At 32.3% G+C, this 14,071-nt stretch carries 8 protein-coding genes; 1 reads left to right on the top strand and 7 read right to left on the bottom strand.

Annotated features, from left to right (window positions below; all coding sequences use genetic code 11):
• Nucleotides 1–4 precede the first annotated feature (4 nt).
• A complete protein-coding gene (locus tag MC378_RS11455) occupies nt 5–655 on the top strand; it encodes a rhomboid family intramembrane serine protease (RefSeq protein ID WP_242178895.1) in 651 nt (216 codons plus the stop codon).
• A gap of 33 nt (nt 656–688) precedes the next feature.
• On the opposite strand, the gene rlmB is transcribed toward MC378_RS11455, so the two are convergent.
• The 7 genes from rlmB to MC378_RS11420 all read right to left on the bottom strand — a co-directional run bounded on the left by rlmB (nt 689) and on the right by MC378_RS11420 (nt 13,931).
• Complete coding sequence (rlmB, locus tag MC378_RS11450; protein WP_242178894.1) at nt 689–1,432, bottom strand: 23S rRNA (guanosine(2251)-2'-O)-methyltransferase RlmB; 744 nt, start codon at nt 1,430–1,432, stop codon at nt 689–691.
• Nucleotides 1,433–1,519: 87 nt separating this feature from the next.
• Entirely contained in the window at nt 1,520–2,254 is a 735-nt protein-coding gene (locus tag MC378_RS11445; protein WP_242178893.1) for a DUF1735 domain-containing protein, read from the bottom strand.
• A gap of 62 nt (nt 2,255–2,316) precedes the next feature.
• Complete coding sequence (locus MC378_RS11440) at nt 2,317–3,789, bottom strand: RagB/SusD family nutrient uptake outer membrane protein (protein WP_242178892.1); 1,473 nt, start codon at nt 3,787–3,789, stop codon at nt 2,317–2,319.
• 22 nt (nt 3,790–3,811) lie between these two features.
• Nucleotides 3,812–7,024 (bottom strand): SusC/RagA family TonB-linked outer membrane protein, encoded by a 3,213-nt coding sequence (locus MC378_RS11435; protein ID WP_242178891.1) that lies wholly within the window; start codon nt 7,022–7,024, stop codon nt 3,812–3,814.
• A gap of 365 nt (nt 7,025–7,389) precedes the next feature.
• Nucleotides 7,390–8,859: a SusD/RagB family nutrient-binding outer membrane lipoprotein gene (locus MC378_RS11430; RefSeq protein WP_242178890.1), complete on the bottom strand. Its 1,470-nt coding sequence runs from the start codon at nt 8,857–8,859 to the stop codon at nt 7,390–7,392.
• 12 nt (nt 8,860–8,871) lie between these two features.
• Nucleotides 8,872–12,132 carry a SusC/RagA family TonB-linked outer membrane protein gene (locus MC378_RS11425; RefSeq protein ID WP_242178889.1) on the bottom strand — a complete coding sequence of 1,087 codons (3,261 nt, stop codon included), beginning with the start codon at nt 12,130–12,132 and terminating at the stop codon, nt 8,872–8,874.
• A 134-nt stretch (nt 12,133–12,266) separates the two neighbouring features.
• Nucleotides 12,267–13,931: a POTRA domain-containing protein gene (locus MC378_RS11420; protein ID WP_242178888.1), complete on the bottom strand. Its 1,665-nt coding sequence runs from the start codon at nt 13,929–13,931 to the stop codon at nt 12,267–12,269.
• Nucleotides 13,932–14,071 lie beyond the last annotated feature (140 nt).

The raw sequence follows: 14,071 nt of genomic DNA, 5'->3' as shown, positions 1-14,071 counted from the left end.
TTTGATGAATGATGACAATCAATTAAAAGTTTCGAAGTCTGTTTTTTTAATTCCAACCTTATATGTTTTAAGTATTTGGCTAATTTATTGGATTGAAATAACATTTGGATACAATTTTAATAAATTAGGAGTTTTTCCTCGAACTTTATCAGGGTTTAAAGGCGTTTTCTTAACACATTTTATACATAGTGATACAAGTCATCTTTTTAACAATTCTATTCCTTTATTTGTGCTATTAAGCTGCCTTTTTTATTTTTATAACAATGTTGCTTACAAAGTTTTGCTAATCGGTGGTTTTTTTACAGGTTTTTTAACTTGGATCATTGCAAGAGATGCTTATCATATAGGAGCAAGTGGAATTGTTTATTTGCTGTTTAGTTTTGTTTTTTTTAGCGGTATTATAAAAAAACACTATCGATTGGTTGCTGTTTCTTTAATTATTATTTTTCTATACGGAAGTATGATATGGTATGTGCTCCCCATTAAAGACGGAGTCTCTTGGGAAGGTCATTTATCTGGTTTTTTGGTTGGATTTCTTTTTTCCTTATTTTATAGAAAAAAAGGAATTACAAGACAAGAATATCAATTTTCTAAAACAGATTTCGATTTGTTATTTGATGAAGATGGAAATTTTAATCCACCACAAATAGAATAATTAAAAGAAAGAGAAGGAGTAGAGTGAGGAGTTTTAACTCATTCTTTGTCTTACACTTTCATATAAAAAAGCACCGCAAGCTACAGAAACATTTAAAGATTCTATTTCACCTAATAAAGGTAGTTTTGCTTTGTAGTCTACCATTTTTAATATTGAAGGATTTACGCCTCTGTGTTCCGATCCCATAACAATAGCAATGGGTTGATTAAAGTTGATGTCGTACACAGAATCTTCTGTTTTTTCTGTGGCAGCAACAGTTTTAATATCAGAACCTTGCAGTAAAAACAAAGCGTCTTTAATATGATCTACTTTACAAATAGGAATTTTAAATGCAGCACCTGCAGAAGTTTTAATTGTCTCTGCATTTACAGGAGCACTTCCATTTTTTTGAATTATAATACCGTTTACACCTGTACACTCAGCTGTTCTTATAATGGCACCAAAATTTCTAACATCAGATAGTTGGTCTAATAATAAGAAGAGTGGAGTTTTTCCACTTTCTAAAGTTTCTTCTACTAAAGTTTCTAAATCATAAAATTCGATGGGAGAAATTTGAGCGACAGCTCCTTGATGATTACTGTTTTTAGACAGTCTGTCTAATTTTTCAACAGGAACCATGCTAGTTGTTAGTTTCTTCTCTTTAATTAATTTATCTAATTCATAAAAGAGGCTTCCTCTTAAACCTTTTTGTAAGTACACTTTGTTAATAGTTGAACCACTTTCTATGGCTTCTATGATGGCTCTAATTCCAAAAATATTTGTCGTCTCTTCTAACATGCTGCAAAGATATGTTAATAATTTAATTTTTAAGCATAAAAAAACCACCTCAATTGAGGTGGTTTTAATAATTATTTAAGTAATAATTTATATTGTGAAATCCTCTGTAACAAAAGCACCATAGTTTCCTGTAGCAGAAAATACTAAAATACCGTTTGCAGTAACAGTATAGTCATTACCACCATCTCCATAACCGTCATATACCTCTATAGTATAAGTACCTGAAGCTAAACATTCTCTTACAGTTACACCACCAGTCATTCCTGCATAGGCACCATAGTTAAATGGGTTAGAAGCACTTGCCATAACAGTAGTACCATTTGAATCTAAAATTCTCCAAGCAATTTCTTCTGGCCAAGAATCAAAAGCGATGTCTAATTTTATTTTAATACCATTATTAGGACAAAGTTGAGATAATCCAATAGTTAATTTATTAACAACATCTAAGTTTTCTGTAGATTTTAATCTAATAACTAAAGTTTTATCTACAGCTAAATCTACATCATTAACTCCAATAGTTATAGTACCAACATTTGTACCAGCAGGTATTGTAACGCTTGCAGGAACAGTATATGCTGCTGCATCTGCATCTGTAGTATTATTATCAACCATTACTTCGATAGTTCTGTCTGTACCAGAAATATTTGAAGTATAAACATTAATATCTTTAGTGGTAGAAGAACCAATTTCTACACCAATATCTAAAGTTGTAGCTTCAAAAGAAGCAACAGAGTTTCCAAGAGCTTCAACTCCAGATTCTTCACAAGAAGAGAAAGATATTAAAGCTATTGAAAGTAAAAATAAATATATATTTTTTTTCATGATTTTATGTTTTTATTGAATAATGTAAGCTTATAATATTATAAGCTTACATTAAAAGTTTTTTAGTTAATATAAGGGTTATTCTGAACTTCTGCACGAGGAATCATGTAAGTTAATCTATCATCAGAATAAGGAACAGATAGACCTGCATGGAATACGTGGTTAGAACCTCTTGTCATCATTTGTTTATTTCTCTTCATAGATAAATAACTTTTACCTTCTCCCCATAATTCAATTCTAGTTTGTAGAATTACTTCATCTAATAAAGCACTACCAGATAAACCATCAACATATGCATAGTCTGCTGCATTTGTGAATCTTTGAGATAATAATTGTTTTAATCTAGTTCTAGCTCCAGTAGGATCATTTTCTTTTGCTGACATTTCTGCAGAAAGTAAGTACATTTCTGCTATTCTCATGTAAACATAATCATCTTCAATATTTCTTTGTCCTTCAACAACTCTTGCAGCGTTGTAGAATTTACCACGAGGTTGCAAACTGTTAGCAGCATCAAATTGACTTTTTCTAATATCACTAGCTTTGATTTCAGTATATAAAGATTCGTCAATACCCTTTTTATCTCCTGCCGCTTGGTAACTATATGTAAAAACATCCATTTGGCCCCACCAAGAAATTAAGTCTAAACCATTAGATAATGTAATATCAAATCCCCAAAACCAACCTGGAGTAGAAATATTATTAAAACCACCAGTTACTTCTGCACCCGTCATTAAAGGATATCCTGAGGCAATTACTTGATCAGCTAAACCTTTAGCTAATAGGTTTGATGCGCTTTCATCTTTTGATGCATAAACATAAGCTAATAAGGCTCTAGCAACATCTTGATTGATTTTTGTTTTGCTGTTTCTAACAAAACCGTTTAGTAATGAAATTGCAGAAGTTAAATCTTCAATCATAAAATCATATACTAATTGCATGCTTGCTTGAGGTTGAACAGGATCATCTGCATCTTTATATAAAGGTAAAACCTCTGCAGTTGCATCATACTCTGGAGCATACATTTGTGTTAAATAAAAGTAGGCATAAGCTCTTAACGCTTTTGCTTGCCCTAATGAATGTTTTCCTCCATCTGAATCTGGTACAATATCATTACCCCCTAAAGATTTAATAACTAAATTGGCAGATCTTATTACTCTATAGTAATATCTCCAAGGCATATAGTTACTATTGTGTGCATAATCTACTGTTGCTTGTAAATTAACAAAAGATGCATATCTGTTATAGGCATTAGATGTTAGTGCTAAATCCCCAGATAAGAAGTCATTCATAATATCATATCCTTTTTGACCAAAATCTTCATGAGATGTTGTTCCTCCTGTCCCTGTATTTATCATCATAGAATACACCCCATTTAAAGTTGCGTCTAAAATGGCAGGGTTTAATTGCCCTGAAGTTCCTGTATCATCTAAATTAATAAATGATGTTGGACTTCTTTCTAAAAACTCTTCATCACAACTAAAAAATGTTGCAAATACTGCTAGAGTAAATACTGTTTTAAATAAATTACGTTTCATTTTTTTTAGTTTTATATTGTTATTATATTTTTATACGAACACCAAATGTAAATGTAGATAATGGGTTGTATCTGTATCTTGTTGAAGAACCAACTATAGATGCAGAAGGGTTAAATCCTTTTCTAGCACTTAATAAGAAAAGATTATCTCCAGCTAACCATAAGTTTACATTTGAAATTCCTGTATTATTTAAATACTTTGTCGGTATGGTATACCCAATCTTTACATTGTTTAAAGCTAAGTAATCAGATTTCACTAAAAAACGTGTAGAGGTACTGTTTACATTAATATTTTCATTGTCATAAACTCTAGGAATATTTGTTATATCTCCTGGGTTTTGCCATCTATTTCTGATGTCAATGTGGTAGTTGTTTCCACCAGGGTTGTCATTACCTAATACACTTGCATAATTAGCATCATAACCATAACCACCTAAACTATAAGCAAATTGAGAGCTAATATCAAAGTCATATATTTTTGCTGAGATTCTAAATGCTCCTCTAACTTTAGGAATAGCTGATTTTCCTACATATTGATTACTAGCTTCTGTATATGTACTAGTTACTCCTTTTTTAATATCTGCAGTAGGGTTTTTAACAGTATACTCATATAATTCTGCAATTTCTTCTCCAGAATCAAAAGCTCCATTTGCATTGTTATCTACATAATAAGTTTCCCACATTGGGTCTCCATTAGCAGCATTAACACCTAACCATACTGGCATATAGTAATCATATCTACTGTGTCCTTCAGCTCTACCATAAGGGTTTAGTATATCAATAATTTTACTTCTATCTGCAGCAGCGTCAAATGGCATTTTTGTAATTTCGTTATCTAACATTTCTCCATTAATAGATAAGTCTAATTTAAAGTCATCTTTATTAATGATGTGTCCTGTTAAATCAAATTCAAAACCTCTATTTACAATTTCACCATCATTTGTAGTATCAATTGCATCACCAGTAGAAATTGGGATTCTAACACTAAATATTAAATCAAATGTATTTTTAATGTAGTAATCGAATGAACCGTCAATTATATTATTAAATAATCTAAACTCAGTACCTATTTGGTACATTTTACTTGATTCCCAAGTTAAGTCAGCATTTTCTCTTGCTCTTAATGGTAGAGAGATATCTCCTCCTAAGTTATCTAAAGTATATCCATTTTGTCCTGAATAAAAACTAGCACCAGCTTGGTCTCCTTGAATACCATAACTTGCTTTTACTTTTAAGTAGTTGATAAATTCATTACCACTTAAAAAGTCTTCCTTACTCATAATCCAAGATGCACCTGCAGACCAGAATGTACCCCATTTATCATTTGCAAATCTAGAAGTTCCATCACGTCTAATTGTACCAGATAAATAATACTTGTTTAAATAGTTGTAATTAACTTGCGCAAAGTAACTCTCTAATCCTGTTTCTTCAGAGTATCCAGAAGCATCAGGACCAGGGTTAATATAGTTAGAAGGATCATCTAATCCGTTTACTAAATTTACTACAGTATTTTTACTGATGGATGTACGTTGTCTTTTCCATTCATTTGACTCATGAGCTATTAAAGCACTAATGTTATGATCTCCAAAACTTTTGTTGTAATTAACCATTTGTAAAATGTTCTGTGTTACAGCTTGTCTTTGTTCTTTAAATAAACTACCACCTTGACCAACAGCGGAACCATAAAAAGGGTTGTTAATACTGTTATCTACTAAACTATAGTAGTTTGCACCATATTTAGTTGTAAAAGATAAATCATCAGTAATGTTTACTTTGAAAGAAAAATTACCATTGATTGAATGACGTGTGTTTTGTTCTAAGTTAAAAATAGCATCTGCAATTGCATTTGTTTTAGTACCAAAACCTCTAGTATCACCGTAATCGTATTGGTTTCCCCCATAAAAAGGATCTTCTACAATTGCACCAGAAGCATCACGTAAAAATAATGGGTAAATAGAAGGAATATTGTCTGTAAACCAGAAAATACTTCCTGAATCCGAAGATTGTCCGTTTGCTGTTTGTTTAGCAAAAGAATAATCTATATTAGCATTTGCTTCTAGCCATTTTGCAGGTTTGTGTGTAACGTTTAATCTTGTTGAATAACGTTTGTAGCTAGAGTTAATTAAATACCCTACATCGTCTAAATAACCAAAAGAAGAGAAATAAGTTGTCTTGTCATTTCCTCCACTCATACTCAAGTTTGCTTCTGTTCTAGTTGAAGATTGAAAACCATAATCAGACCAGTTTTCTGGAGTGTATTTTCTAGTTACTCCTGGTTTAACTTGTCCTGTAGTAGGGTCAATTAAATCTGCTACAGTAGCTGCATTCCACATATTATACTGTGGACTAATTCCGAAGTCAGAAAACAATCTATCATTAGCACGTGTTACAGGGTCTGCAAAACCTAATAATTCCCCACTATTTCTGATAGACTCCCAAGCAATTCCAATATATTCTTCTTGAGAGGTTATTGCGTCGTATGCAGGTAAAAGTCTCATGTTAACACCCGTTTTTACTTCAACATTGATGTTAGAAACTCCATTTTTACCTTTTTTAGTTGTAATAACAATTACACCATTTGCTCCTCTAGAACCATAAATAGAAGTTGCAGTTGCATCTTTTAATATTGTTGTAGATTGGATATCTGCAGGGTTAATGTTACTAATACTGTTTAAGTAAGGTACACCATCAACAATATATAAAGGATCACTGTTACCATTAATGGTACCAAACCCTCTAATTCTAATTGTAGCAGCACTACCTGGCTGTCCAGAACTATTAATAACAGTTACACCGGCTACCTCACCAGCTAATGCTTGTGAAATATTTGACACAGATTTTGCCTCAATGTTTTCTTGTTTAACTGTCTTAGCAGTACCTGTAAAGGCTTGTTTTGTACTTGTTCCATAACCTACAACAACAATTTCATCTAAAACATTACCTTCATCAATTACCATTTTTACATTTATGGTATTAGATGCTCCTATTGTTTTTTCTACTGCTTTCATACCAATGTAACTAAAAACTAATACATCACCAGTTTTAGCTTTAATGGTAAACTTACCATCAAAATCAGTATCAGTACCTTTATTGGTACCTTTTATTAAAACACTTACTCCAGGTAAAGGTCCAGATTCATCTGTAATAGTACCAGAAACAGTCTTTTCTTGTGCAAAGGAAATTTGCACGACCAACGCTAGTAATAGCGTTAAAATTCCATTAAACTTTGTCTTCATTGTATAATTATTTGAATTAATTAATGCCAAAAGTCTTAAATAAATCTTAAATAAACAATTTTTTAACACTAATATATCTTAATATAATTAAAATATATTAAAAAACATCTAATATGAAACCGACGAGAAGATTGTAATTTTAAGATTCTATCTTGTTTTTATTTGAGATAACAACTCATGTATAAAATTAATTATTTGTTTTTTTTAATGTTATCATTGTTATTGTTCTTCGTCGGTGTAATGTTAACGTAATGTTTTGTTTCTCTAAGATTTTAGTGTTTTTTATTTCTTCTCTTGAGTTATATGAGACAAAAAAAAACCAGAGATTTAAATCTCTGGTTTTTATTAATGTTAGAACGTTGATTTTATTGATCCCACCAAACTTTAGATGTATTGTTATCTGTTGCTGGACTTAAACCTGATAAACCAGATGTATAATTACTTCCGTTTAAAGTGTTTTCATCCGAAGGATAGTTGTATCTTCTTGGGATGTTACCATCGTTGATAGCGTCCGTTGCTGGGTTTAAAGTAGGAATGTTTGTTCTTCTCCATTCTGACCATGCATCAAATCCACTTGGAAATAATGAGACCCATTTTTCTTCTGCGATAACTTTTAACATGTTACCTGCAGCATCAGCAATTCTTGCGTTAACATATGCTGTTTCGTTAGCAGTTCCAGAAATACTTGTTCCTTTTTGGTTATCTAAAGATTCATATGATTTTTTAATACCAGAGGTTAACATTGTTGTTGCATTTTCTGATGACCATCCTCTTTGAGCTCCTTCAGCTCTATTTAAATATGTGTAAGAAGCTGTTAATAAAGGTAAGCTAGGTTCAGCGTCCCAAAAGTTAGTAGACATAGAGCTTTTTCCAGCACCACTACCACTAACGTAACCGTATGGCACTCCATCTTTTGTTGCGTCATCTGCATATACAGTTAATCTGTCGTCCATAGTAGTGTTCGAAGTAGGATTTAAACCTGCGTTACCTTTTAATGCATCTGTAAACTCTTGTGTTAAAAAATAATCAGCTCTTCTGTTGGCGTTCCATGGGTTTGGAAAACCTGCAGCATTGTCAAAAGAAAACCAAGCTTCATCGCTCACGTCTTCAATTACTCCTGCTGCATTTCCTAACGCTTCAGTAAATACATTTGCAGCTTTACCTCCTGGAGCTGGGTATTTTTTAGATAATTGAAGCGATGCTTGTAATAGGAATGAATTTGCGAATTTTTTCCACTTTGCTACATCTCCTCCATAAATAATATCACCTGTAGGTCCAAGTTCAGCTGTGTTTAGCATGTCTCTTCCTGCTTTTATATCTGCAAAAATTTGATCGTAAATATCTTCTTGAGAATCGTATTTAGGTGTGATATTACTTGGGTCTAATGCTTCGCTATAAGGACAGTCTCCAAATGAGTCTGTTATTCTTTTAGCAATAACAGATTTCATGATCATAGCAACCCCAATTTGGTTGGCAGGTGAACCTTGGCTTGTTAAAATAACCGTATGGTTTGCTGGATCTGAATTAAGATCAATTATTGTTTGAAGATTAGATAGTGTTTGTACGTAGTATGATGACCATGGTTGTGGTACTTCATTGTATTGCATCTCATCGGTATACGTTACCTGTGATTGATATTGTACGTTTAATGTAGGTCTGTTTAAATATTCTCTACCAGATCTAGTGGCGTATCTCATCATTGCACCTGCCATAACTGAGGCAGCATTAATTTCACTAGCTTCATTTAAGTTTGCGTTAGTGTCTCCAAAATCTACTGTATCGCAGGCACTTAGTGCGATTGTGATACTTAAAATTATATATTTTAATTTTTTCATTTTTATTGTTTTTTAAAATGTTACTTTAACGTTCATTCCAAAACTTCTAGTACCAGGTAGTTGACCACTTTCTCCATAAGTTTGTGAAAGTTCAGAAGGATCCCATCCATGTTTGTTGTCTTTAGATAAATATAGAAGGCCTAAATTTCTTCCAACTAAGCTGATGACAACATTGTCTACGATATTTTGATTTCCAAATGCAGTTTTTGGAAAAGTGTAAGATAAACTTACTTCTCTAAGTTTAATAAAACTTGCATCATGGATAAAAGGTTCAGCTAATCTGTTACTATACCATTGGGCAAAATATGTAGGTGCGTCTACATAAGTATCTACTGCCGCTCCTGAAGCATCAACACCGGTAACATGTACTCCACCTCCGCTAGCAATATCATCACGAACATTGAATCCTTTGTCATTAATTGCGGCTGTTTCTTCTGTTAAACCAGAGTTAGCACCCCACATTTCAGATAAAGAGAAGAACTTTCCTCCTTTTTGAAAGTCAATTGCAGCATTTAATGTAAACCCTTTATAGCTAAAGGTATTTACAAAACCTCCAGTAAAATCTGGTAAAACACTACCTAAATATTGACCTTGTTCTACGGCGTAGGTACCATTGCTATTAATAATTTTATTTCCGTTAGCATCTCTTTTAATTCCTGCTCCTTTTAGTTGTCCCCAATTGTTTCCTAATTGATGTGTCATTGTTACGAAGGTAAATGCAGAGCTTCCTCCCGGAGCTTCCATTTCTTGTAGGTCGGCAGGTAAACTTTCTACAGTTGTTTTGTTTGTTGCCCAATTTAACCTTGCAATCCAATTAAAATCTTCTGTTTTAAAGATGGCTGCATCAAAACTTAGTTCTAAACCAGTTCTTTGTGTTTCACCTGCATTAGTTAGGTATTCTGTAGTACCAGTTGCAGAAGAGATACTGATAGGTATAATTTCGTCTTTTCTGTTTTCTTTATAGTAAGTAGCGCTAAAACCAAATCTATTTCCTAGGAATTTTAAGTCAACACCTGCTTCTAAAGCGGTATTTATTGCTGGCTTAATATTTGGGTCAATTAAAGTTGCTGACGTGTACATAAGTGATAAATCTCCGTATGGTTTGTCTGAAGTAGGGTAGGTTGGTTCAATTCTTAATGCAGCTACATCATTACCAACTTGCGCCCAACCAGCTCTAAATTTACCAAAAGAAAGAACACTTTTGTCTTCCATTAATTTTGTGAATATAAAACTTGAACCTACAGAAGGATATCCGTATCCGTTGTTGTTACTAGGTAAAGATGAACTCCAATCTTTTCTGTATGAAGCATCAAGGTATAAGAAGTCTTTGTATCCAAGAGAAACTTTTCCGTAAATACTTTTTACATGTTTTCTGTAAGTATACGTTTGTGTTGCAGGTAAAATAGCAGCATTTGAAAACGTGTATAAATCAGGGATAATTAATCCACCAGTTTTTGATCCTGGCACCATATCTGTTGATGCGCGGTCATAACCATTTTTTCTAATATTTCCACCAATAAAAGCTTCTACGTCAATATCTCCGTAATCATTTTTATATGTTATTGAAGAGCTGTAGTTGTTTTCGTATGTTGAACGGTTATATATACCGAATGAGTTGATCCAGTCGTTGTATAAATCCGGAGCAGCTGAATATGATAAGCTGTATGGGAATTCAAAACGTCTAGCGTAATTATTTTGTGATCTAGAAGCTATTGCACTTACTGTGAAATGGTCATCTAATTCGTAGGTAAGATTAATGCTTCCTACTAAATCTTCATTTTTAGCTGTTCTTTTATATCTCTCCATAAAAGTATATGGATTGAACCAGAATGCTGGTTTTTTATAACTTCCACCAAGTGTTGAGTAGTTTGGTCCCCACCAGTTCCATGAAGCAGAATATCCATCAGGAGTTTGTAAATCTTTTAACTCTTTTAAAACTTTTACGTTGATATCTCTATGAAACCAAGAGTTGAATGATCCTGATGTTTGATTACCATAACCATCATCATAATCTCCTAAAACATCACTTTTTGTAAAGTTTACATTTACACCAACCTTAAATTTATCACTTACATCATAATTAAATTTAGTACTTATGTATTGTTTTTTTAAGCTTGTGTATGGAGTGATACCGTTTTGGTTTACATCTGTAAAGCTTAATCTTGCATTGAACTTATCGTCACCTCCGTAGATAGATACAATGTTTTTTAGTACCATACCTGTGTCATAGAAGTCTTTAATATTGTTGGGTTGTGCAGAGTAACTAACTTGTTTTCCATAATAAGGGTTTGGATTGTCTGCTGTTCCAGGGAACCAAGTGTACCAAGGTGCGTATGGTTGGTCATCATATTTAGGCCCCCAACTAACATCATCATAGTTACTATCCCATAATAAGTGACGTGCTCCGTCTAAAGCTGCGTATGAAGGATCGTAAGCTCCGTAAGGACCGTTACCTCCGTTGTAGTCGAATATACCAAAAGAAGCTTCACCAGCATCACCACCACCATATAGGTTTTGGTAATTTGGTAAGTATGCTACTTTTTGATAAGTAGCTGAAGATGTAAATTCAACACCTAGTCCGCTTTTACCAGCTTTGGTAGTTATAACAATTACACCAGCATCTGCACGTTGTCCGTATAGAGAAGTTGCATTAGGTCCTTTTAGAACGGTTAAACTTTCTACGTTGTCCATGTCTATATTGTTTGGATCTGTAGGAACACCGTCAACAACGTATAATGGGTCGTTGTCTTGAGTTAAAGAAATTGCTCCCCTAATTCTAATCTTTCCTGCTTGTCCTAGTTTTGATCCAGCTTGTCCAACAATCTGAACCCCTGCAACTTTACCAGCAAGAGAAGATTTGATGTTAGTTGATTGCGTCAAATTTAAGTCAGCTCCTTTTACAGATTGTGAAGCATAAGAAAGTGTTTTTGCTTCTCTTTTCATACCAAGTGCGGTAACTACAATCTCATCTAATACACTAGCATCTTCTTCCATAGCTACGTTTATTGTATTAGAACCATCTACTTTTTTCTCAATAGTTTTGTAGCCTATATAGCTAAAACTTAAGATGTCTCCTTGTTTAGCTTTAATAGAATACTTACCATCAAAATCTGTTTGAGTTCCTTTTTTAGTGCCTTTAATAACAACACTTACACCGGGTAGAGTTCCAGAACTATCTGAGACAATACCAGAAACTGTTTTTTCTTGAGCAAATGTTATTTGCACAAGGAACGCTAGTAATAGCGTTAAAATTCCTTTAAACTTTGTTTTCATTGTTGATTAGATTTGAATTATTCGATTCAAATATCATAATTAATTATTGAATACACAACGATAAAGTTAATTAATAAGGAATAATCTGTTAAATTGTGTTAAATAACGCTAATTATTAATGAGATTCTGAAATATTAAAAAAAGCTTTTCCAACTAATGCTTAGTTTGCTTTCTTTAGGTATGAAGTCTTGTGAAGAGCTTTTTCCAGTGACTAAGTTTAAGTTTATTTGTGAATTGTTGGTTGTGAATAAATATCCAATTCCTAATCCGATAAGATTTCTGCTGTCTAAATTTGTTTTAACTCTCCCGAAATCCGTAATTGTGTATAGGTAAGATTGGCTAGAAGTTAAATATCTATATTCTAAATTGAAATAAGTAAAGTTGTTTGTAAAGATACTTTGTTCATTAAACCCTCTTATGGTGTTGCTTCCTCCGATTCTAAAGAGTTCATTTTCTAAAATGTCGTCAGAGTTTAAGTATCCGGTGTTATTTTTTATAAAGAAACTGCTTCTTGAGTTTAAATCCCATAGATAGGATGTGGTTGCTGTTATTTTAAATTGAGTTGAATTTAAGTTTTCTGCTTTTCTTTTTCCAAAAGCAGGGTTTATGCTGATGTTAAATTTATCATTGTAGAAAAAATCATTTTTAGGTATGTTATACAGTAGGATGAGCCCTAGGAAGTAGTTTTTATATGTTTTGATGTTGTTGTTAAGGTGTTCTTTTAAATTTTCTGAAGATTCTGAATTATATGTTGCACCAAGTTTTAGTTTGGTTGAGAGGTTGTGTGTTAGTTTTAAATCAAATTTTGTGTTTAAGAAAGTGGAATCTTGCTTGTATATAGAAAATGCAATTTCTGGTGAGATGATGGTATTAAAAATGTAAGGGATCTTCGTAGAGATATTAAATTCTTGTCTCTCGTCTCCAATACTATTCCAATATAAGTTAAAGCTTTCTCCAGAATTTAAAATGTTATTTAGTTTTAAATCTAAATGACCAGTAAATAAAACACCTCCATTTTCTTTGGTAGTAAAGTTTATCAATCCGTCAAAACTATTGTTCTGAAGTTTTTTTAAATAGATATATATTAAAGTAGAATCTGTTGTAAATAAAACTTCGGGCGGTTTTATCTCTTTAACAAAATTTAAATTTTGTAAGATGTTTGATGTGTTGTTTATTTTTTTTTGACTAAAAAGATCTCCTTTTTTAATTTTTAAATAATGTTTAATAAATGATTTTGGAAATTCTTCGTAACCTTTTAAAATGATCCTGTTGATTTTTCTCTTTTTTGATTGATGTATTGTTAAGTTGGCAAAAAGGGTGTCGTTTTTTAATTCAATATTTTTTAATTGAACTTTAGAGAAAGAGAGTCCTTTGTTGTCTAATTCTTTTGAAAACTGTGTTAAAGTAGATTCCAGTTTTTCTATAGGGATGTTAAATTGATTGTCGTTTATTTTTAAACCTTTAAATTCTAGTAGTGAAGTGGGCGAGGTTTTAATTGTTGCGTTGCTAATTTTTTTGTTTAAAGAAAAGTAGGCTGTGTAGGTATTCTTGTTTTTGTTTAAGCTGTCTATTGTATTTGTAAAATAGCCTATTTTTTTTAGATAGTTCGAAATTTTGCTCAACTCTGTTTTTATAGAAATAGAATCTAGATGTTTTTGTGTGTATTCAATTTTTTCTAAAACATCTATTTCCTTTTCTTTTTTGGAGTTAATTTTTAAGGTATAGTCTTGTGCGGATATATTAAAAGAAAAAGAAATTAAAAAAAGTAGATATAGGTAATGGGTGTTTTGTTGTTTCAAATTAAGCTAAAATTAAGTTCAAATGTAAATGAAAATAAGAAAATATTGTTGAAAAAATACTACTTCAAAAAAAATAACATGCTGATATTTGAATAATTAGAAAATAGTTGTACATTTGCCCACCCGTAAAAATAGGGGAA

The organism is Polaribacter marinus (genome assembly GCF_022662535.1).
Taxonomy (GTDB): domain Bacteria; phylum Bacteroidota; class Bacteroidia; order Flavobacteriales; family Flavobacteriaceae; genus Polaribacter; species Polaribacter marinus.
The sequence above is the reverse complement of the archived record's forward strand: the minus strand, read 5'-3'. Positions and strand labels throughout refer to the sequence as shown.